The sequence below is a fragment of the Nodularia chucula CCY0103 genome (genome assembly GCF_963923915.1).
GTDB classification, from domain to species: Bacteria; Cyanobacteriota; Cyanobacteriia; order Cyanobacteriales; family Nostocaceae; genus Nodularia; species Nodularia chucula.
Map to the genome: position 1 here is coordinate 24439 of NZ_CAWUOL010000005.1, position 23064 is coordinate 47502.

19 protein-coding genes are annotated in these 23064 nt (G+C 42.5%); 7 read left to right on the forward strand and 12 right to left on the reverse strand.

All coding sequences use genetic code 11. The features are described from left to right. Positions 1–24 precede the first annotated feature (24 nt). Both ACM0OP_RS03005 and rimO read right to left on the reverse strand, forming a co-directional pair. Positions 25–1524 (reverse strand): DEAD/DEAH box helicase, encoded by a 1500-nt coding sequence (locus tag ACM0OP_RS03005; RefSeq protein WP_414526971.1) that lies wholly within the window; start codon positions 1522–1524, stop codon positions 25–27. Positions 1525–1758: 234 nt separating this feature from the next. Further along, the gene (gene rimO / locus ACM0OP_RS03010) at positions 1759–3087 is read right to left on the reverse strand and encodes a 30S ribosomal protein S12 methylthiotransferase RimO (RefSeq protein WP_414526901.1); all 1329 of its coding nucleotides are present in this window, start codon (positions 3085–3087) and stop codon (positions 1759–1761) included. Between the two features lie 752 nt (positions 3088–3839). On the opposite strand from rimO, the gene btpA reads away from it, so the two are divergent. Continuing rightward, a complete protein-coding gene (gene btpA / locus ACM0OP_RS03015; RefSeq protein WP_414526972.1) occupies positions 3840–4688 on the forward strand; it encodes a photosystem I biogenesis protein BtpA in 849 nt (282 codons plus the stop codon). Positions 4689–4789: 101 nt separating this feature from the next. Continuing rightward, a complete protein-coding gene (locus tag ACM0OP_RS03020) occupies positions 4790–5788 on the forward strand; it encodes a vitamin K epoxide reductase family protein (RefSeq protein WP_414526902.1) in 999 nt (332 codons plus the stop codon). A 91-nt stretch (positions 5789–5879) separates the two neighbouring features. Here ACM0OP_RS03020 and nadB read toward each other — a convergent pair whose 3' ends face one another. From nadB to ACM0OP_RS03035, 3 genes are all read right to left on the reverse strand, one after another. Beyond that, positions 5880–7556, reverse strand: a complete 1677-nt coding sequence (gene nadB, locus ACM0OP_RS03025; protein WP_414526903.1) for an L-aspartate oxidase — start codon at positions 7554–7556, stop codon at positions 5880–5882. Positions 7557–7750: 194 nt separating this feature from the next. Next, a complete protein-coding gene (gene psbU / locus ACM0OP_RS03030) occupies positions 7751–8176 on the reverse strand; it encodes a photosystem II complex extrinsic protein PsbU (protein ID WP_414526904.1) in 426 nt (141 codons plus the stop codon). Between the two features lie 318 nt (positions 8177–8494). Next, on the reverse strand, positions 8495–9142 hold the full coding sequence (locus ACM0OP_RS03035) for a DUF3120 domain-containing protein (protein ID WP_414526973.1): 648 nt from the start codon (positions 9140–9142) through the stop codon (positions 8495–8497). Between ACM0OP_RS03035 and ACM0OP_RS03040 the strand changes: the two genes are divergently transcribed. The 5 genes from ACM0OP_RS03040 (at position 9024) to ACM0OP_RS03060 (ending at position 17471) form a co-directional block, all read left to right on the forward strand. Then, positions 9024–9296: a hypothetical protein gene (locus tag ACM0OP_RS03040; protein ID WP_414526975.1), complete on the forward strand. Its 273-nt coding sequence runs from the start codon at positions 9024–9026 to the stop codon at positions 9294–9296. The two genes, ACM0OP_RS03035 and ACM0OP_RS03040, sit on opposite strands and share 119 nt — an antisense overlap. Before the next feature lie 197 nt (positions 9297–9493). Further along, complete coding sequence (locus ACM0OP_RS03045) at positions 9494–10459, forward strand: undecaprenyl-diphosphate phosphatase (RefSeq protein ID WP_414526905.1); 966 nt, start codon at positions 9494–9496, stop codon at positions 10457–10459. A 45-nt stretch (positions 10460–10504) separates the two neighbouring features. Next, positions 10505–11830 (forward strand): TIGR03279 family radical SAM protein, encoded by a 1326-nt coding sequence (locus tag ACM0OP_RS03050; protein ID WP_414526906.1) that lies wholly within the window; start codon positions 10505–10507, stop codon positions 11828–11830. Positions 11831–12325: 495 nt separating this feature from the next. Beyond that, a complete protein-coding gene (locus ACM0OP_RS03055; protein WP_414526907.1) occupies positions 12326–16276 on the forward strand; it encodes a PAS domain S-box protein in 3951 nt (1316 codons plus the stop codon). Continuing rightward, entirely contained in the window at positions 16254–17471 is a 1218-nt protein-coding gene (locus tag ACM0OP_RS03060; protein ID WP_414526908.1) for an EAL domain-containing response regulator, read from the forward strand. The genes ACM0OP_RS03055 and ACM0OP_RS03060 overlap by 23 nt, the downstream gene beginning before the upstream one ends. Positions 17472–17489: 18 nt before the next feature. Here the strand turns inward: ACM0OP_RS03060 and ACM0OP_RS03065 are convergent, their stop codons facing one another. The 7 genes from ACM0OP_RS03065 to dndE form a co-directional block, all read right to left on the reverse strand. After that, positions 17490–18251, reverse strand: coding sequence for a HEAT repeat domain-containing protein (locus ACM0OP_RS03065; RefSeq protein WP_414526909.1), 762 nt, complete (start codon positions 18249–18251; stop codon positions 17490–17492). Between the two features lie 184 nt (positions 18252–18435). Next, entirely contained in the window at positions 18436–18846 is a 411-nt protein-coding gene (locus tag ACM0OP_RS03070) for a GNAT family N-acetyltransferase (RefSeq protein ID WP_414526974.1), read from the reverse strand. 104 nt (positions 18847–18950) lie between these two features. After that, positions 18951–19157, reverse strand: coding sequence for a hypothetical protein (locus ACM0OP_RS03075; protein ID WP_414526910.1), 207 nt, complete (start codon positions 19155–19157; stop codon positions 18951–18953). Positions 19158–19251: 94 nt separating this feature from the next. Next, positions 19252–19677, reverse strand: coding sequence for an ABC transporter permease (locus tag ACM0OP_RS03080; RefSeq protein ID WP_414526911.1), 426 nt, complete (start codon positions 19675–19677; stop codon positions 19252–19254). Continuing rightward, positions 19662–20954 carry an AmpG family muropeptide MFS transporter gene (locus ACM0OP_RS03085; RefSeq protein ID WP_414526912.1) on the reverse strand — a complete coding sequence of 431 codons (1293 nt, stop codon included), beginning with the start codon at positions 20952–20954 and terminating at the stop codon, positions 19662–19664. The genes ACM0OP_RS03080 and ACM0OP_RS03085 overlap by 16 nt, the downstream gene beginning before the upstream one ends. Before the next feature lie 204 nt (positions 20955–21158). Continuing rightward, positions 21159–22613, reverse strand: coding sequence for a DNA phosphorothioation-associated putative methyltransferase (locus tag ACM0OP_RS03090; protein ID WP_414526913.1), 1455 nt, complete (start codon positions 22611–22613; stop codon positions 21159–21161). Positions 22614–22639: 26 nt separating this feature from the next. Continuing rightward, positions 22640–23041, reverse strand: a complete 402-nt coding sequence (dndE, locus tag ACM0OP_RS03095; RefSeq protein ID WP_414526914.1) for a DNA sulfur modification protein DndE — start codon at positions 23039–23041, stop codon at positions 22640–22642. Between the last annotated feature and the right edge of the window lie 23 nt (positions 23042–23064).

Sequence of the window (23064 nt, forward strand, 5' to 3'; positions counted from 1 at the left end):
ACTAATGATTACTTACTCAGAAGCTTAATCTCTACCTGCATTGGAAGATGATACAGAAGCGTCCCGGCGATTACTACCGCTCCGCAGTTTGGGCTTGGGAGTACTACCGTTGCTGTCTGATTTGTTCCAGGAACGGTTTCTGTCACCTGAAGATTCACCACCACGACGCTTGGCCAATTTGGGCTTGGTGGAAGGAGCATCATCTTGAGGATCTACGCCTGTCTGCAACCAAGCAGGACGAGTTTGATCGTAAGCAATTTGTAATGCAGCTGCGGCGATCGCATGAGCATCATATTCTTCAATCAGTTCGCTGACCATCGGCAAGAATGAAGCTAGGCGTTCGCCAGTTAAGGCTTCTTTCACTTGTTCTTGCAATTTCTGGATGTGTCGGGCTTCAATTTGCGCCCGTGTAGGAATAGAAAGCAACTGCCAATTTTGGCGATTATGGCGCTCAAATGCCTGCTGTTTGCGGCGCTCAAAAGGTTGTACTAAGGAAATTGCTGTACCTTCTTTACCAGCCCGACCTGTACGACCAATGCGGTGAACATAGGTTTCAGCGCTATCTGGTAAGTCAAAGTTAATTACATGGGACAGCAGATCCACATCTAATCCCCGTGCTGCAATATCAGTTGCTACCACCCAGCGCACTTGACGATTCCGGAATCGGGTTAATAATCGCTCCCGCGCCTGTTGGGACAAGTCACCGTGATATTCGTCTACACTGTGACCCGCTCCTTGCAGTAGATTGGTGAGTTCTGCTGCTGTCCGTCTGGTACGCACAAAGATTAAAGCTGTTTCTGGATCTTCCATTTCCAGAATGGGCTGTAACGCTTTGGCTTTTGTCCAATGACGGGGAATCAAATAAGCTACTTGATTGATTTTGTTAGGTGAGGCTTTTGGTTGCTCAACGGTAACGGTAGCTGGATTTCGCAAGAATTTGTTAACAATCATGCGAATGGATGGGGGCATTGTCGCCGAGAATAACGCTGTTTGGCGCTCTTTGGGGGCTTGAGACAAGATTTTGATCACGTCATCAATAAAGCCCATGCTCAACATTTCATCGGCTTCATCTAAAACGAACCACTTGACTTGATCCAGTTTGAGACAGCCTCTATCTAGTAAGTCAATCATCCGCCCTGGTGTACCCACAACCATGTGAACACCACGTTTGAGTTGCATCATTTGGCGTTCGATAGATTGACCACCATAAATTGCCAAAATCCGCAATCCGTCGTTACCGACAAATTGGTTGATGGCATCGTGAACTTGAATTGCTAACTCACGGGTAGGGGCTAATACTAACGCTTGTACAGCTTTGTGATTGACATCTATCTGCTCTAAAATTGGCAGAGAAAATGCTGCTGTTTTGCCTGTTCCGGTTTGAGATTGACCCACGACATCCCGACCTGCTAGTAGTTGGGGAATGGCTTGAGCTTGAATATTTGTAGGTGCTGTAAAGCCAATATTTTCTAATTGCTCAACACGTTTTTGTGAAAGACCGAGTTCTTGAAAAGAAAGTGTCATTAATTCTCCTAGATTTTGTTTTTTGGTTTTCGATTCGATTTGTGCATCTGACGGCAGTTTCCGGCCTTTGTCAGATTTCCAGCCAGTGTCTGAAACTCTCACTTGAGAGAAAGCGCTAGGCTGTTGGCGTAGCGTGTCTGAAACAAGCAATTTTCAGGCAAGAGAGTCCGCTATTAGGCTGGATGTGACTCTCAGGTTGCAACACTGCATGGTGTTAGACTCACCCTGCTACCTTTAGTTGTGGTAACTATTGACCACTTCACCATAAAGGTCGTAAGTATCAGCACTGTGGATTGCTACTGGCACGATGGTTCCTAATTTTGCCTCGCCATCGACATATATCTGACCATCGACTTCTGGGGAAAATCTGCCTGAGCGACCGATCAGCTTTCCACTATCAGGGTGTTCTTGTTCAATCAGGACATCAACAATTTTGCCGATTTCCTGTTGATTTTTTTTACCGGCTATCGGCTCTTGCAACGCCATTAATCTATGCCAGCGTTCGTCCATCAGTTCTTGGGGTAACTGATTGGCTAGCTTATAGGCGGGCGTTCCTTCTTCCGGTGAAAAGGTGAATGCACCAACATGATCAAATTCGTGACGCTGGACGAATTCTAGTAGATGCTCAAAATGCTCTGCTGTTTCTCCAGGGAAACCAACTATAAATGTTGTCCTGAGTACGGCGTTTGGGAGGGCTGCTTTGATGCGTTCAATAATCCCATCATTTACCCGTCCTTGCCAGGGACGATTCATTGAGCGAAGAATATCTGGATGAGAGTGTTGAAGGGGCAAATCTAGATATGGTAAGACGTTTTGAGTTTCTTGAATTGCCTCTATGACATCTGGAGTTAGCCCGGTGGGATATGCATAGTGCATTCTGATCCAGGGTACATCTACTCGACCTAAAGCGCGAAGTAATTCGGCTAACTTTGGTTTACCATAGATATCTAACCCGTAATTGGTGGTGATTTGGGAAATTAAAATAATTTCCTGCACTCCTTGACTAGCTAACTGCTCCGCTTCAGCAACTATAGATTCAATAGTACGCGATCGCTGGTTTCCTCGCAGATAAGGAATAATACAAAATGCACAACGATAATCACATCCTTCAGCTACCCGCAGGTAAGCAACCCCTTCAGTTGTTGTCCGATAGCGGGGGGTATTTTCATCGGCAATGTAGGTTGGTTCTAGACTAACCTCTTTTACCCGTTCTCCTTGTTCGACACGCTCAATTACATTAACAATTTTGTGATAATCACCAGTGCCTACTAATGCTACTGCTTCAGGCAACTCTTCCAATAGTTGTTCTTGAAAGTGCTGCGCCATACAGCCAGTGATCACCACTTTTTTGTTGGCTTCTGCCAGTTCTACTAAAGTTCTGACAGATTCCTGTCTTGCTGCTTCTATAAAACTACAAGTATTAACTATAACGTAATCGGCTAACTCTTCATTTGTATCTACACCATAGCCTGCTTCTACAAGCAGTCCTAGCATATGCTCTGTATCAATGCGATTTTTCTCGCACCCTAAGTGCGAAATTGCAATCGTTGGCTTTTCACCCATATTTTGCAAACATTTTCCGTTTTTTGTATTCTGAATCACCAAGCAGCAAATATATATTTTGCTCCTTGTGAGATACACCTGTACACACTCAGGGATAGGATAGCAGGTTTTAACTGCCAGCTACTGCCTGTGTATACATAACATGGATATTTTTCTGCCATGTTATGAGGTTTTTACTATTTAGTCTATTTCCCTGGGTAAGGTTAGTGTCTTGGATAACCTGAGACACTTATATTTTTTTAACAAATTGTCTGTTGGTATTTTTCATTACCGCAGCGCTTGTGTTGTTAATTTACCCGACGGGAAGCCGCCCAAAGGGCTGATTTTGAGAAGTCGCTACCCGCAGGTAAATCGCGCTCTCTGGGTCGTTTTGGCGACTCAGGATTACGAGACCACGCCTAATAAAGCAGTAATACTACCCTGGTGTTTAGGATGTGCCGACAACGATGTGCTGACAAGTTGCCTAAACTAGGGAAAGCTGCCTTGCGTTTTGTGAGTGGCAAACTCCTCTTCTAGCCAAGTTTTATCTTAACATATCTTAGGGGAGGTTTTACGATAATTTCCATCTTAGGGAAGAGGCAGTAAAACAACCAACTGAAAATACATTTGACTAGTTAGTTAAAAGTCAAGAGGAGCCAGCGTCATCAGCAGGTTCGGTTGACTTGAGGTGACTGGCGTTCAATAGTCAATAGTCAAACAACTTCTAGACTCTCGACTGGTGAACACTAGACCCCGCAAAGCGGATGAAAGACGTGGACTTATATCAGCTATTTAAAACTCGAAGACCGATTATTGGCGTGGTTCATCTACTTCCACTGCCCACCTCGCCCCGTTGGGGAGGTAATCTCAAAACGGTAATTCACCGTGCGGAACAAGAAGCAGCAGCCCTGGCCAGTGGCGGGGTGGACGGCATTATTGTGGAAAACTTTTTCGATGCGCCTTTTGCCAAAAACGAAGTTGATCCCGCAGTTGTCAGTGCTATGACTGTGGTGGTACAACGAATCCAAAATTTGGTGACACTGCCCATAGGGTTAAATGTTTTACGTAACGATGCCAAAAGTGCAATGGCGATCGCCAGCTGCGTACAAGCACAATTTATTCGGGTGAATGTTCTCACAGGAGTCATGGCCACAGACCAAGGATTAATAGAAGGAGAAGCTCATCAATTACTCCGCTATCGGCGGGAATTAGGCTGCGATGTTAAGATTTTTGCTGATGTGTTGGTGAAGCACGCCCGGCCATTGGGTTCCCCAAATCTCACTGTTGCTGTGAAAGATACTATTGAAAGAGGGTTAGCAGATGCCGTAATTTTGTCTGGCTGGGCTACGGGTAGTCCTCCCAACTTAGAAGACTTAGAACTGGCTTGTGGTGCGGCAAATGGGACTCCGGTGTTTATCGGTAGTGGAGCCAACTGGGAAAATATTGCTACACTGATGCAGGCAGCAAATGGTGTGATTATTTCCAGTTCTCTGAAGCGTCACGGTCGGATTGAGCAACCAATTGACCCGATTCGCGTCGCTCAATTTGTAGAAGCCGCAAATAGTCTGGGTCATACTCCCGCTATGGAGTCTATTTCCCGCCCCATGAAAATACATTCTTAGAGTAGCAAGGGGAAAAAGCCGGGGCGTAGGGCGCAAAAAGGAAAGATTGTCCCCAATCCCCAGTCCCCAATCCCCAGTCCCCAATAACCAATTAAAAGCTTATGATTCGCCGTCGTTCTACTCCTTGGATTCATAAATGGTCGCGTCCATTGATGGGGGCGATCGCTGGACTTGGTGCTTTGACAACAGCTTATCTCACTATCGAAAAGTTAACGGGTGGGACTACCGCTTGTGTGGCTGAAGCTGGTGGTAAGGGCTGTAATGATGTCCTATCCAGTCCTTGGGCAACTATCCCTATTTTTGGGGGTCAGCCACTGGCTTTATTCGGCTTGTTGGCTTATGTCGGTATGTTAATTTTCGCTGTTGCGCCTTTGGTATGGAAGCCAAGTGACAAAAATACTCTGCAAAAACTAGAAAACTTGACTTGGTGGCTACTCTTGCTAGGGGCGATCGCCATGTCAGTTTTTAGTGGCTATTTAATGTATGTTTTGGCATTTGAAATCCAAGCCCTTTGTCCTTATTGCATTGGCTCGGCTTTATTCTCTACCAGTCTTTTAGTTTTGACAATTATCGGTCGTGATTGGGAGGATATCGGACAAATATTATTTGCGGGAATTATTGTGGCGATGGTCACGCTCATCGGTACTTTAGGTATCTATTCTGGTGTGAATCCATCAGGTGTCATCTCAGATGCACCTCCTGGAGAATCTCAAAGAATTAGCTTTACCCCCGAAGTCTATCCTGATCCCGCTTTTGGTTGGAAAATCACTACTACTTCTGGTGAGGCGGAAATTGCCTTAGCTCGGCATTTAGCAACTACAGATGCCAAGGAATATGTAGCATATTGGTGTCCTCATTGCCACGAACAAAAACTACTCTTTGGTCAAGAAGCTTACGATATTTTGGAAGAGAATAATATTCCCATTGAATGCGCTGCTGATACCCCTAAAGGTCAACCAGAAGTGTGTCAAGCAGCCAACATCAAAGGCTTCCCCAGTTGGATTATTAATGGTGAGCTATATGGAGGAGTGCAAAACCTGGAGCAACTAGCAAAGGTTTCTGGTTACACGGGTCCGAGAAATTTCAGATACTTCAGATAGTTACTGAGATTACGTGTTATAGCAAGAGCTAAGGAAGTTAGGAGTTTCAATGCTGCTCCCTGCTTCCTACTTCCCCACTCCCCAGCTATATCTAATTTTTCCAAATCAGAGACTGTTGGGAAGACTTTTTCTGGACTAAAGTATGAACTTGCCAATCAGGGTCTGATTGAGGATAATCTAAGCGATAGTGTCCACCCCGGCTTTCAGTTCTAAAGGCGGCACTTTTGAGAATTAAATAGGCGACATCCAGTAAGTTACGGGTTTCTGCCCATAGTCGCAATTGCTGTTCTATATCTGATATTGGGAAACTGACCGCTTGATTGGGATTTAAATTAAGTAAGAATTGACTTAAGGGCAAAGTAGCAAATTCTTTTTGCCAAGATTCTACAGTAGCGATCGCATTTGTCAAACCTGACTGTTCTCGACAAATTCCCGCACTTTGCCAAACTAAACGGGGTAATTTTTCTCTCAGTTTTTCTAGCTGTATTTTTTGCCTTTGCCATTCACTATCATTAACTGTAAATTCTGGCAATGGCAGTATTGCTTCTGAAGATAGTGTAATATCTGCTAGGTCAATATTAGCCATCTGCGCTCCAAACACAATACATTCTAGTAAGGAATTACTGGCTAAACGATTGGCTCCATGCACTCCCGTACTGGCGGTTTCTCCCACTGCGTATAAACCAGGAATGTTTGTGCGATTCCTTAAATCAGCCACAATCCCACCCATCCAGTAATGGGCTGCTGGGGCTACGGGAATGGGTTGATGGAAGACATCCACGCCCCAATGTTGACAAACTTTGACAATGTTGGGGAACCGATACAGAATCTTTTCTGGGGCTATAGGGCGCATATCTAACCAGACATGGGCAGTGGCTAGATCCACGGCTGTCTGTTTAAGATGGTTAAAAATGGCTCTACTGACTACATCTCTGGGTGCTAGTTCACCGGCTGGATGATAGTTAAAGGCGAAACGCTTTCCTGTGTCATCAATCAGGTGTGCGCCTTCCCCCCGGACAGCTTCACTAATCAGAAAGTGGTCTGCACCGGGTTTAGTGAGGGAAGTGGGGTGAAATTGCACAAATTCTAAATCTCTAAGAACTGCGCCTGCTCTATAGGCGATCGCTACCCCATCTCCTGTGCTGACAGCTGGATTAGTAGTTTGGGCAAATACTTGACCACCGCCACCAGTGGCTAAGACCACAGCTTTAGCTTTAATGGGGGTGATTTTACCTTGATAAAACAGGCTAATTCCTTGACATCTCCCGCTTTGGGGTTCTATCCATAAATTCAAAGCCAGGGCCTGCTGGATGACTTGAATATTTTGGCGGCGCAATACTTGGGCTGTCAGGGTAGTGGTAACTTCCCTACCTGTAGTATCGGCTGTATGGAGAACCCGATGGCGAGAGTGGGCGGCTTCCAATGTTAAAGCTAAGGACTTACCGTGACGGTCAAAAGCTACTCCTAAGTTCACCAGGGATTGAATACACTCAGGAGCTTTTTCGGCTAGGAACTCTACGGCTGGGCGATCGCACAAGCCCGCACCTGCCTGTAATGTATCCTCAATATGTAATGATGGTGAATCTTCTGGATCGATCGCCGCCGCAATACCTCCTTGCGCCCAATCACTAGCAGATAGAGTCACGGTTTCTTTGGTAATTAAGCCGACTCGCAATTTCTCTGGTAGACACAGTGCTGTGTATAGTCCAGCAGCACCAGCACCGACTACTAAAACATCAAATTGGCTCGGAATATCTATTTGCAGCAAAGTCTAATTGGGATAGCAAGGGCGGGTTAAAAGAAGCAGGGAGCAGGGAGCAGGGGAGCAGGGGGGCAAAACGCACCTTTTCCTGTACCTCTTCGGTAATTTATTTGTTTCCATTTTGAGAAAAAGCGGCCACTCCCGACAATGGGAAGCTGGCTGCTTTTTCCTATATTGAATTACATTAACTGTCTAGACAGTTATCTGTAGATACCGTTGTTAAAGCGATCATCTCCAGCGTTGAAGATTGTTTCTTGTTCGGTGACAGCGAAGCTATCTAAGTTACTTTGCAAAAGTTGTTTTTGGCGATCGCTTAATCCCGGAATTTCTAGTACATCCTCAACGTTTTGGTAAGGAGCATTAAGTACAATTTTCTTAGCTAAAGTGGGGTACATCCCTGGATACTGTTGAAAAGCGCGCACGTTGGTATTATTCAAATCAAGTTTTTTACCAAATTCTGTGCCTAACTTGGCATCAGCTCTATTTTGCCGTGTAATTGCCAAAACTGAAACTTGTCCAAATCCCACACTGTTGATATTAGCAGCAGTGGCGATCTGAGTTCCCAGCCATCCCCAACTACCAAGCAACAGGCTAAATACTGTTAATAAACGCACCAATGTTTTCATAATTTTTCTCCCTCTTTCCATCAAACTGAAATACAGCAGTCATCAAAAACTAATATACAGTGTATTAATACCCGCAATATTTGCTGCTACTGGGTTTGGTTTTATTTTTACAAAAAGTTATAGCCGAGAACAGGGAACAAGAAATACTTCCCCTTTCTGCGCTTATACAGTGAATAGGTTGAAACTCCCTCATTGAAAGGGTTTCATGAGATGTTTTTGTCTTAACTGTCTGGGCGATCGCTATATCTACACAAATGGAATCGGGAGCCAAATACTAATTTGGCCGGTTTTCATACTACACATATCTTGACAAAATTTTTAAGCCGCACAGGCAGCTATTAAGAATAAACTATCTACCAAAATTGTACTTAAGACTGCGCCACTAAAAGCGTACCAATGTTTTTCCTTTGTCTGTAAAGGCAAAATTCCTGTCGTTAACAGTAAGACAGCCAAAATTACCGCCCATCTTTGTCCCCAAGGGGTTTGCACTTGTATTAAAGCAGTTTGTAATATAGGTGACACATTAGCAGGCTCAACTTGCATAATTTGCCGCCAATAAGGTATCAAATCTACCAGATAAAAATAGACATCAGTCAAAGCTGTACCCAGTAAAGAACCTAAATAAAACCAGTTGCCTATTTTACCCCAGTTCTTCATGAGACACCAAACTGCAAAGGGCAAACCGATAGACTCTACAGGTAAATGCCATAAGGGTTCCCAACGTAACCAACCCCAGTAAATCCCTCCTGCTAGCCAACTCCAGCTAAAGCCAAAGAGTAAATCTCCCCACAGATAAGTCCTGGAACTGGACATTAATGTAAAACTCAGCCACACCCAAAATGGTGTTATGGCTATACTTAGAATTGGTAGCGATCGCACTAATGGCGCTTCTATAAATACTGGTACTGATACCAAAAATACAGCCGCAGCCAATACTAACCAAGTTTCTCGCCTAGCCGGAGATATGGGAATAGACGGCGATAAAGCCAGTGTAGATTCTAACTTACTGATGCTCTGTGAACCAAACTCATTGGCTGGTACATCAGTATTAATAGGGGTAGTGGGAGTAGTGTATGAAGACAAGGTATTATTAATCAAAGTTTTTAATATTTGTTACTAAAGTTTATCTTATTTAAGATATCACATTCAAAATCCCCCCCCAGGGCATTTAAAATTTACCGAGAATGGGGAGAAGAGGCAGGGGGCAGGGGGCAGGGGGGAGAAGACGGTAACTTCCTAATGACTTTTTCCTGGAGAGTTACCCAGACAGCTGTTTGTGTAATTGTTTGTAGTAAAAGCGATCGCAGGTAATTTTAAATGGATTTATTCAAACGTCAAGGGTTTGTAGTGTTAAGTGCAGCCTCTGCTATTTTTTCAGTTGTAGTATTTCCCATCGCAGTTTTCAGTACCGAAGCTAACTCCGGTGTAGAAGAAGTACAACAAGAAATGAATATCTTGCAAGCTATTTTTTTAGGCTTTGTCCAGGGAATGACGGAATTTCTCCCCATCAGTAGTTCAGCCCATTTAAAAGTTGTCCCTGTAGCCCTGGGTTGGGGTGATCCGGGAGTCGCTTTTACTGCGATTATTCAACTGGGTAGTATTGTTGCTGTGCTGTGGTACTTCTGGGATGATATGGCGCAAATTGCCAAAGGTACAACAAAAGCCATAGCCCAGAAAGACTATAACAGTCAAGATTTCCAGATGTTTCTGGGAATTACCTTGGGAACATTCCCAATCGTTGTCTTTGGATTATTAATTAAAAGATTTATCCCAGATTACGATAACTCGCCTTTAAGAAGCCTGACAGCGATCGCCATCGCCTCTATATTCATGTCACTGTTATTGGGATTAGCAGAAAAACTGGGAAAACGTCAAAGAGACTTTCAGCATCTCACCATGAAAGATGGACTATGGATGGGTTTTGCCCAATGTTTAGCCTTAATTCCTGGAGTCTCTCGTTCCGGTTCCACCATCACCGGAGGACTATTTATGAGTTTAGAAAGAGAAACAGCCGCCAGATTCTCATTTTTGCTAGGTATTCCCGCCATCACCCTAGCCGGATTAGTAGAATTAAAAGATTTTTTAGCAGTAGGCGTAGGTAACATCGGGATGATTCCCATGATTATCGGGACAATTTCATCTGGGATATTTTCTTATATGGCGATCGCCGGCTTAATCCAATTTCTCAAAACCCAAAGCACCTGGGTATTTATTTGGTATCGCCTCGCCTTTGGTATCCTCATCTTAGGTGCAATCAGCACCGGCTTCTTGAAAAATAGTTAAATAATCATTAGTCATTCGGAAATCCCCAGTCCCCAATCCCCAATCATGTCTACCATCCATCCAGCCCAAATCACCAAAGTATTACCCGATTCCATCGCCGCCGAAATTGGCTTTGAAGTCGGGGATGCCATAGTCAGTATCAACAGCACCCAACCCCGTGATTTAATAGATTATCAATTTCTCTGTGCTGATGAAATTCTGGAACTAGAAGTTTTAGACAGATCCGGTACAACTCATCATATTGAAATCGAAAAAGATTACGACCAAGACTTAGGGCTAGAATTTGCCACCGCCCTATTTGATGGCTTAATTCAATGTAATAACCGTTGTCCATTTTGCTTTATTGACCAGCAACCACCAGGTAAGCGTGACAGCTTATACTTCAAAGACGATGATTACCGTCTCAGCTTTTTATATGGTTCCTACTTAACCCTCACCAACTTATCAGAACGAGAATGGCAGCGTATTGAACAAATGCGCCTCTCTCCCCTATTTGTTTCCGTCCATGCAACAGAACCCGAAATTAGAATTAGACTCCTGAAAAATCAGCGTGCAGGAAAAATTTTAAAACAAATTAAATGGTTCCAAGACCGCAGACTACAAATTCATGCCCAAGTAGTTGTGTGTCCTGGTATAAACGATGGTCAACACCTGGAACAAACCCTCAAGGATTTAGCCTCTTTTCATACTGGTGAAATCCCGGCTGTCGCATCAGTAGCTGTCGTCCCCGTCGGATTAACACGGTTTCGCCCCCAAGAAGATGAACTGATTCCTGTCACCAGAGAAAAAGCCCAAGAAGTGATTTCTCAAGTACAAACCATCTCCCAAAAATTTCGCCAAAAATTTGGTTCCGGCTTTGCTTGGTTAGCCGATGAGTGGTTTTTAATTGCCGGTGAAGAATTACCCAGTGAAGCAGAATATGAAGAATATCCCCAAATCGATAACGGTGTAGGTTCTATTCGTTTATTTATTAAACAATTTACATCTACAGCCGCAGAATTATTACCGCCAAAAATTGATCAGCCCCAAAAACTCACTTGGGTAGTAGGCAATGCTGTAGAAAAAGCCTTTCAACCGATACTAAAACAATTAAATGCTGTAGAAAATTTAGAAATTAATATGCAGGCTTTATCTAGTAATTATTGGGGGCAAAAAATTAGTGTAACTGGCTTAATCACAGGTCATGACTTACTTTTAAATCTTCAAGATCAAGATTTGGGCAAGGGAATTTTACTACCACAAATTATGCTTAAACATGGAGAATTAGTATTTTTAGATGATATGACTGTTGCAGAAGTAGCTACAAAGCTGAACACCAAAATTTTCCCTATCTCTGGTATTGAGGAACTAATCAATACTTGTATTTCTTAGAGGGTGTTTGAAAAGTGATGATTAATGTATCAAATATTGTTTTACCCCTCCCTAACCCTCCCCTTGCAAAGGAGAGGGAACTGGATTTTCTTGTTTCCCCCCCTTGGTAAGGCAGGGCTGTTTCGTTCCCTAAAACAGGTAAAATTGCAAGGGTCAAAGAGATAAAAATTGAGGGAAAATCCACAATTAGGACAACAAATTTTGGTATCTTCAGCCCGAAATACCTAATTTTTATTTGCGTCTTTGCGCCTTTGCGTGAGATTATACCCTTGACAAATCTCCAACACAAGCTAATGAATCAGCCCTGGCTTGGTAAGGGGGGATTAAGGTGGGTAAAAATGTGATAAAACTTACCGGTAAAAATTTATCAAACAACCTCTTAACTAGTGATGCTTGAGTTAGCAAATATCAGTTATATTTCGGAGGCAATTACTGAGTATATTAGATGATAAATGAATAATCATCTATAATTATTTTTCCATTCAAAACTGTTATATGCAACCCTCACCTCAGCTTCCCTGGCTAAGATGTTTAAAGTCTATTATTAATTTTTCTCCAATCACCATAGATATAGAAAAATCATTATCAGAGGCTATGTCGCTGATGGCGAATCATGGCGTTACTATTCTGGTACTTTCACAGTCACAAGTAGTAGGGTATTTAACACCTAAAGATGTCATCCAGATTTTAGTTTCAGGGGTTGATTTAAAAAAAACCACAATTTCTCAAGTTATGCAACCTGTAGAAGTTACGTTGAAATTGGAGGAATTTGACAGTATATTAACTGTACTTACACTGTTGCACCAGCATCTATGGGAGATTGTGCCAGTTGTAGATGGATATGGTCAACTGGTAGGTAGTATAACTCCCAATAGTATTTGTCAAGCTTTAGCAAAAACAACCAAGGAAAAACTAACAGAAAATTCACAAACTCCTCTAGAAAAGTTACGCTTGCTAGAGTCAGCAGTAGTCAATGCCAATGATGCTATCTTAATTACTACGGCTGATAGTTTAGATGAACCTGATGGGCCTCTAATTGTTTATGTTAATCCAGGGTTTACCAAGATGACTGGTTATACCCCCGGTGAAGTAATTGGGAAAACACCACGTATTCTTCAAGGTGTACTAACTTCTCAAACGCAACTCAAGCAAATTCGGACTGCACTGCAAGAGGGTTTATCAATCAGGACAGAATTAATTAACTACCATAAAGACGGTGCTACTTACTGGGTTGACGTTAACATAGTCCCAATTCTAGATTCAGAAGGCGAAATTACTCATTTTGTATCTATACAAAGAAATATCAGCGATTATAAACAAAAAGAATCAGAAATTCGCCGCAGTGAAGAGTTATTTCGCCAAGTCACAGAAAATATTCCTCAAGTCTTTTTTCTGCGCGATGCTTATCAGGAGAAACTATATTATATAAGTCCGGCTTATGAAACAATTTGGGGCAGAACTTCTGCTGGAATTACTGACAATTTCCGCAAAAATCTACTGGATTCTATTCATCCCTCAGATCGAGATCACTACATAAATGTTGTCGATGGTTTATTATCAGGGCAGAATTTTACCGGAGAATTTCCTATTCATCGCCCTAGTGGTGAATTGCGTTGGATTTGTGCTAAAACCTTTCCTGTCAATAATGAACAAGGACAACTTTATCGTTTTGCCGGCATTGCTGAAGATATTACCGAATTAAAACAAGTCCAAGCAGCTCTAACCAAACTTAACCAAGAACTAGAAAGGCGTGTGAGAGAAAGAACTATTGCTCTAACTCAAATCAATCAGCAGCTAGGATCAGAAATTATTGAACGAGAGGAGAGCCAAGAAAGGTTTCGGTTTTTGGCAGAATCTATCCCACAACAAGTATGGATTGCTAATTTTGAAGGGGAATTGGAGTATGTTAATCAACGGGTGGTTGATTATTTTGGTTGCAGTGCTGAAGAAGTTTTAGGGATAAAATGGCAGCAAGGGATACATCCTGATGATTTGCCAAGAACTCTATCTGGCTGGCGGAAATCTTTGGCAGAGGGAACCCCTCATGAAGTGGAATTTCGTTGTCTGCGAGCTAGTGATCAAACCTATCGTTGGCATTTAATCCGGGCTGTGCCAATGCGCGATCCACAGGGTATGATTGTAGAATGGTTTGGGACTAATACTGATATTGATGATCGTGTATCTACAGAAGTTGCTCTGAGGCAAACGGAACAACAGCTACAAGCAATTTTAGATAATTCTCCGGCGGTGATTTATCTGACTGATCCTGATGGTAATAACCTCCTAGCCAACCGCAAGTATCAACAGCTATTGAACCTAAGTTCAGAGGAAATTGTTGGCAAAAGCATACATGAACTTTGGCCTGCTGATTTTGCCAATGACTTTGCTCTGAATAACCATGAAGTCATGATCAATGGGGTGGCTATCACTACGGAAGAAGTGGTTCCTCAAGAGGATGGTTTGCACACCTACTTGTCTATTAAGTTTCCTTTAAAAGATGCTGATGGCACTTCCTATGGCGTGGGTGGTATTTCTACCGATATTACCCAACGGAAGTTAGCAGAGGAATCACTACTACGCTTTCGCAAAGCTATAGAAAGCATCAGTGATGCCATTATGATTAGCGACATTAACGGTAAAGTTATCTATGTCAACCCGGCTTTTGTGGAACAGTATGAATATACTTTGGAGCAATTAGAAACAGCTGGTGGATGTCAAGTAATTTTTCACGATCAAGCAGCTTATCAAAAATTCTCTACTCATTTTCAAAAGTATCAGTCTTGGCGTGGTGAGGTAACTATCCGCACTGCTAGCGATCGCATCATGCAAGTTTATCTGCGTTCTGATGGCATTAAAGATACTACGGGTAAATTTATGGGTACAATCTGCATTCATACAGATATTACTCAACGCAAACACACAGAAGAAAGTTTAAGATTACGGAATCGGGCGATCGCTGCCAGTAGTAATGGGATTATTATTGCCGATGGTACTCTTCCTCACATACCGATTATCTATGTAAATCCTGCCTTTGAGACTATCACAGGCTATAGTCCGGCAGAGGTGATTGGTAAAAGCTTTTGTTCATTTCAAAGTGCTGATGGTAATCAATCTGCCATAGCGGAACTGTCCGTTGCAATGGCAGCAGGAAGAGACTGCACTGTGATTCTCCAGAATTATCATAAAGATGGTAGGTTATTGTGGAATGAGTTAAATATTTCGCCAGTTTATGATGTGGCGGAGAAACTGACTCACTACATTGCTATTCAAACCAATATAACTGAGCGCAAGCAGGCAGAAACGGCTTTACTAGTCAGCCAAAAACGTCTGCAATATTTACTTTCATCTAGTCTGGCTGTCATCTATACTTCCAGCACTAAAGATTTTAATTTTACTTTTGTTAGTGAAAATATTACTGCTATTACCGGCTATCAAGCTAGGGAAATTACCGAAAATTCTCGCCTGTGGATGAGTCGTATCCACCCAGAAGACTTATCTTATGTACTGTCTGCACTTTCCCAGGTAATGCAGAAAAAACACTATACTTTGGAATATCGCTTTTTACATACAGATGGCATTTATCGGTGGCTGCATGACAAAGGTAAGCTAGTACGGGATCAAGGAGGTAATCCATTAGAAGTTGTGGGTTACTTGGCAGATATCACCGAAATTAAACAATTAGAACAAGAACTGAAAGTAGCTTTAGAAAAGGAAAAGGAACTAAATGAACTGAAATCTCGTTTTGTTTCCATGACTTCCCATGAATTTCGCACGCCTTTGAGTACGATTCTTTCTTCTGCGGAATTACTAGAACATTATCGCCACCAATGGACAGCAGAAAAACAACTAATTCATTTACATCGGATTCAAGCTGCTGTGAAGCGGATGACAGAAATGCTAAATGATATTTTAATAATTGGCAAGACAGAAGCGGGAAAACTAGATTATCACCCTAGCTGTTTCGATTTGGTGGAATATTCTCGTTATTTATTGTCGGAAGTACAGACGAATAATAGTAATATGTGCGTAATTGATTTTACTAGTCAACATGAATCTATTTCATGCTGTATGGATCGTAAATTATTAGAACATATTCTCAATAATTTACTTTGCAATGCTATCAAATATTCCCCTAATAACAGCACAGTTAAATTCAACCTCAGTTGTGAGGATGAAGAAGCAATCTTCCAAATTCACGATCAAGGAATTGGTATTCCAGAAGAAGACTTACCCAGGTTATTTGAATCTTTTCATCGGGCTAAGAATGTGGGCAATATTATGGGAACTGGTTTAGGTTTGACAATTGTGAAAAAATGCGTAGATTTACATCAAGGTAAAATCTCTGTCACCAGCACTCAGGGTGTAAGTACGGTATTTACTGTGAAGTTGCCATTAAATTATCAGATAAAAACTGAGGAAATAAATGACGAAAATATTGGTTATTGAAGATGAAGAATCAGTTCGTGAAAATCTCTTAGATTTATTAAGGGCTGAGAATTTTGAGACGATGACGGCTGAGAATGGCAAAGTTGGCATCCATTTGTCAACATCTTTCAAACCTGATCTAATTTTGTGCGATATGATGATGCCAGAAATTGACGGTTTAGGTGTGCTAACAGCAATACGTGAAGAACCTTTGACTGCAACAATTCCGTTTATTTTTTTGACTGCGAAATCGGCTAAGTCTGATTTTCGTCAGGGTATGGATATGGGTGCGGATGATTATCTCACAAAGCCATTTACTCGCACGGAACTGTTAAGGGCGATTATGAATCGCTTAAACAGACAAGCTACATTAAAAATGTATTTATCTGGATCTAATCAACCTGCAACTCAAACATTTACTCCCAAGATGCAGTTGCTGGAAATGAATCTACACCGAGTTATTCACCAAAAAAAGTTTCATGAATTTGAAGTTTATTATCAACCTATTGTTGATATTGATTCTGGAAAAATGATGGCCGCAGAAGCTTTATTGCGGTGGAATAGTCCGGAATTGGGTGAGGTTTCTCCAGGGGAATTTATTCCTGTTGCAGAGTCTACAGGTTTGATTACTGCTATTGATACATGGGTGTTAGAGACTGTATGTCAACAGATTAGAGTCTGGAAAGATATGACTGGCAAATCTTTGAAAGTTGCTGTCAATATATCAGTCTTGGAATTTAATCATCCCAATTTTTTCAGAAAGTTAAATGAATTTCTGGAGATAAATAACTTAGATCCAAGGTTTTTAGAAGTAGAACTGACTGAAAGCATGATTATCCAAAATGCTAATAGTGCGATCGCTATTATGAATCAGTTACATAATTTGGGTGTAGGCATTGCTGTTGATGATTTTGGTACAGGCTACTCTTCCTTAATTTACCTGAAGAATTTACCAATTGATACATTAAAAATTGATCGTTACTTTATTCATAATGTAGATAATGACTCTCAGAAATCTGCGATTACTAAGGCATTAATACAAATGGCGCATAATCTCAACTTACAGGTAATTGCTGAGGGTGTAGAAACAGAATTTGAACTATCTTTTTTACGCCAAAATAAATGTGATGCTATGCAGGGATTTTTATTCAGTCGTCCATTACCAGCTGCTGAATTAGAAAATTTTTTCTGGAATAGTATCAGTTTATCTGTGTAACTCTGTGGGTAAAGTTAGTTAAGAAAACCATCCTTCTTGTTCTAGGGTTTCAATCAACTGTAAACCACGAGGATCACCTACGCCTAAGAGGGAGGCTTTAGCGTCTTCCCGGACTCCCAAATCCTGGTCTTCGGCAAAGGCTTGAATCAGGGCATCAATGGCTGTGGCATAAACTATGTTAGATGGCAATTCTCGGCATAATTGGCCAATTGTCCAAGCGCTGTTACTGCGGACGGCTGCTACTGGATCTTGGACTAAGGCTTCAATTAGGGGAGGGATGGCTCCTACAACTGTTTCATAACCTACGTCTGTCATCTGCGCTAAGGCACTAGCAGACCATAAACGGACTGCGGATATATCTGTTCTTAAAGCATTGGCTAGGGGGGCTAGAGAACGGCGATCGCGGCAGTTTCCTAAAGCCCAAACTACTCCTTTACGCACATAGCCATTCCAGTCTTTGTCAAGTTGAATAATTAACGGTTCCACGGCTTCTGGGCTGGGATTGCGTCCAATACCATAGGCTGCACTGACTCGTACAAGGGGACAGGTATCAGTTAAGAGGCGAATTAAATGGGGTGTAGCTCGTGGCTCTTGAAGATCACAAAAAGCACGAGCTGCTAACATTCGTTGCTGGGGTTGATGATTTTCTAACAGAGCCAGCATCTCTTCTGGATCGGGCTTGGGCAGTTCAGAAGTCGCATCCAGTAGCTCCATGTGATCTAGGGGACTTTCTAGCTCTACTTCGCTATCAAGTAAGTTTAGTTCTTCTTCGTCATACATATTGAATTTAAATGCGCTAGTAGGTTTTAGTTGAACCTAATTAATCGTTTATCTGAGGGCGTAAATAATTGATATATAACAACCGCCAAGAAATTTAGGACATAAACGGATGATAAAACCGAGACATCATTCGGATCTTAATTCATTCCCCAGTCCGGAGTCCGCAGTCCCCAGCTATATGAGCTTATTTATGGTTATGAAGTGATTTTAGCATCCAGAGGGATTGGGTTTGATAACCTAAGTGATTATAAAGATTTAAGGCGGTGGGGTTAGATGGAAAAACTTGTAAACCGATTTGGCGATCGCCTCTTTGAACTGCCCAATTTTCGACATATTTGATCACAGCTGTACCTACTCCTCGCCGCCGATGTTCTGGGACGACGTAAAGCAGGAAAATGTGAGCATGGCGATCGCCCTGGACTTGATCTATGGCATTTCCTACCCAAACACAACCAATGGGAAGTTGGGGAGAAGCACCTGCACCCAAATAATCTACCCACCACAAGGGTGTATGTGGGGATAAATATTGTTCCACTGTTGCCACTAAATGTGTAAAATCTTGCTGGGGAAATAGTTCCTGGTAAGTTTGCTGCATAAATTTAACTAGCAGCGATTGCTCTAGTGTAGAACCAGGACGTATATAGTAATCGGGTAGCAGTGACTCAGACAAACTCAATTTCCAGGGCTATTTTGCTACACTCAAGATAAATCAACCACAGATGGTTGTGCCAGGACAAAGAATTGTGACTCACCAGTTTCCCAGCGTCCTATTTCGCCATTTTCTTCAATGGGTGCGGGTGCTGCCATATCTGAGGGTAAAAAAATGCGGGCGCTGACTGCCACGAGAGCTAAAGAAAATACTAACACCGCCAGCAATGGGGCAATGTATTGACGAATTATGGTCATAATTTAATTAAAATCGGATAGGGCTGCTTTTTGGAGAATCTAGCTGAAGATTTGTGAACTTTACTTGACATATTCTACCTGCTTTTGAGGATGATTAGCGTTGATCCCGTTCCAAATCATCAATTACTCGCTCGTAATACCAAATTTCTGGCATTTGCGGATAGTTTACCTTAGCCTGTTCAATTAAACGTTCGGCTGCGGCAATATCACCTCCTAACTTGGCAATTAATTTGTTTTTCAAATCATCATCAGGTATTGCCTCAGGTGTTGCTTCAGTTATTATTGTTCGGGCTTGCTCTGGTCTCTGTGGTCGTACTACTGGAGATTGTTCTCGTTTTAGCTGCCAAAACAAAACGTAATAGAGTGTACCAAAAATCACGAATAGGCTCAATGTTCCCAAGATAGTTAGGAGGTTAAACGCTAGAAATCCTAAAACTAACTGGGTGAGAACATAGCCGAGCAACAAGCCGGTGATTAAGAGAATAAATGTGCCGACAATAATAACTACTTGGTTCCCCATAAATCCTCGTCGTCTTCCTCTAGTCCTGGTCTGGATATTGCCACTGGTTTAGGGTTCCAAGGGGCAAAGAATGGTAATAGAAGTAGTCCTGGGATAGCAGCGACCATACTAATAATGAAAAATAACGGCCAACCGGTTCTTTCTGCTAAAATCCCTGATGGCGCAACTAGAATATCACGACTAACAGCCATAAAACTGGATAATAAAGCATATTGAGTGGCAGAAAAGCGCTGGTTACACATATTCATCAAGAAGGCCACAAAGGCTGCTGTGCCTAACCCGCCACAAAAGTTTTCGATGTTGATGGTTAAAACTAAAGCCTGGTAGTTTTGACCGAGGTTAGAGAGAACATAATAAGCTAAGTTACTGACTGCTTGCAAACCGCCAAATAACCAAAGTGAGCGATTGAGTCCAATTTTACTCAAAATCACGCCCCCGGAAAGAGTACCAACGATGGTAGCGATTAGCCCCATTCCCCCTTGAATTGCGCCGATATCGGTTTGGGTGAATCCTGTTTGCAATAAAAAGGGTGTGGCCATATTGTTGATAAAGGCATCGCCCAATTTATACAGGAGGATAAACACCAGGATTAAAAGAGCTTTGACTACACCCTGGCGCTGGAAAAATTCCCCAAAGGGTAGAATTACGGCCGCAGCTAAGGATTCTGGTGGACTGATTTCTTTGGGTTCTGGGGCAAATAAGGTGGCAATAATGCCAATTACCATACCTAAAGCCATGAATAGGTAAACGAATGACCAGGGCATGATATCGGCGAGGATTAATGCTAGAGAACCTGTGAATAATAGTGCTATCCGATAACCTAAGACGAAAACGGCTGCACCGGCTCCTAATTCTAATTCTTCCAGAACGTCGGTGCGGTAAGCATCAGCAACGATATCTTGACTAGCGGCTAAAAAGGCGATCGCTACTGCATTAACTGCTAATAATTGTAATGCTTGTTTCGGTTGTTGGAAAGCCATGAGGGCGATCGCAATCAATAAACCAATTTGCAGTGTAATTAACCAGCCTCTTCGTCTACCTAAAATTGGGATTGTAAACCTGTCTATGAAAGGCGACCAGATAAATTTTAAGGAGTAGGGTAGACCCACAAGGCTTAATAAGCCTATAGCACCTAAATCTACTCCTTCCACAGTCATCCAAGCTTGCAGGGTTCTACTGGTTAAGAATAAGGGCAAACCGGACGAAAAACCGATGAATGTTAAAGCCGCCATTTTACGGCTACCGAAAACTGTCAGCAGCGATCGCACTGGTTTCATTTTGTTACGCTAGTTTCCCAATTTTGTGAATTGCAGTTATCTTGCCATAGCTGCTGTCATATTCTACGCACAGATAAAAAGTTGCTCAGGTTTTCTGGGGGACTGGGGACTGGGGACTGGGGACTGGGGATTGGGGACTGGGGACTGGGGATTGGGGACTGGGGATTGGGGACTAGGCATGGATTTATTCTCAATACCCAATCATCAATCACCAATGACTTGAATTTGATGACCTATGATTTCTACCCCGTGTGTGGCGAGGCATTTTTCCCAACCAGCACGAGTTCCAATTTCGCTTTTCTGCTTGAGTAATCCTAGTTGCTGTTCCTGTTGGGTAAGTTGAGCAAATTCCTCATAGCGGGGGTAATTGGGAGTGACAAAGTTTTCTTTGCGATGCAGAATTGGCGGATTATCTCTATCTGCATAATCACGGTGAGTTATGTATAAAGTTTTTAAGTCAATGGTGATACTGGCTGTTAATGCGGGATGGGGATCACTGTCAAATTCTGGGTAGAATAAATAGGATATTTGCGGTTTTTCAATGTTGTATTTGATTAATGTGGCTCCATCGACACGGCCAATGGTGCGGCTGGCACAGCTTTCATAAATTCGTAATAAGGGGTCTAATGCTGGGAGTGCGGAAACATGAACATAAAGCGCGCCCCGTGTATGTTTGCCAATTTTGCTTTTTTCACAAGCTGTTTGCACAACTTTGGGATTACCTAAACTAAATAGTTTTTGGTCGGCGACTTCACAGGCTTCTGCATAACTACCGAAAAAGGCTTTGATATCGTGACGCATTTCTGGCGCTAGTTTTTGCCATGACGGACGTTGATCAAAGTGGCTGAGGGCGAGATATACTTGGATATCTAAGGAACGACGATAGGCGATCGCATCCCATTCTGCCTCATCAGTAGCTTGTAACACCACATTAAAAGCCCGGCGGAAGTTACCAAATTCACTCAGTAATTCTGCTTGGTTAGCTAATTCACCTTTAACGGGTAGTCTGCCACGTTTGGCGAAAAAGTCCATCAGTGGTTGCAGTTGTTCTTGGTAATCTTCAAACCGCTTGCTGGGGATACGGACTCTGGGTGTAGCAGTGCTAGAAAAGAAGCGGATAGCTTTAAAACTTTCTTTTGCAGCGTCATCACGGAAAACAAAATACACACCCAAAGCTACAGGTACTGCATCGACATTGAGAATCTCGTCTATGTAAGTTTTCAGTTCTTGCTGTTCATAATATTTCTGAAAAGTATTGCGACGCGTGACAATACCATCGCTGTAAGCAAGTTGTGCTTTACTAGGGGCATTAATTAATACTTGTGCCGCCACAATTAACACTTGCTGAGTCAGTTCCCAAGCATGGATGAGACTTTGACGGCGTTCCTCTTGATCTTCAATCACGTTGAGGACATAACCCAAATTGACCACATCGGCGGCGGTAATGGTGTCATGGGGAAAATAATAAGGGTCCCAGCCAGCGCTGGTATAGCCTAAATTTCCTACACGCTGCACATCACCACCGTAACCACAACCGTAATCAAAGAATGAGGTTTCCTGATGGAGGATTGCCCATTCTATTGCTAAACGCACGGGGCGAGAGATATCATTACGTGCGATCGCAGCTCGATGACGCTCGATTTCTAAAGATTCAGGCATATCAGTTAACAGTCAACAGTTAACAGTTAATTAATATCCTTTCCATCTTTCAGCGCCAGTTGGATTAAATCTTCAATTTTCTTGATATTTGGATCACCTGCTAAGTAACCAATCCCCCGATGCAAGTGCAGGCGAAATTGGGTAACTAGGCTGTCTTTATCTATGGGGTAGCCGTCGTTGTGACAGCGTTGTTTCAGGGCGAGGAGAAGGATATCAGACATTTCGCCGCCAAATACGCGCCAGGTCATTTCCACGTTGCTATCTTGGGGAATTGGTACGGGTGAGGGTGCGGTTGCTTCGGCGAGGGAACGACAAAACGCCCAACGACATAATACATTCCATTGGTCAATTTTTGTACTGCGTCTGAGTTTAAGAAGTTGGTCTTTAGCTGTTTGAGAGAGTTTAATTCTTTCGATGGGAGATTCCATAATTAAAACTAAAAAAAATCATT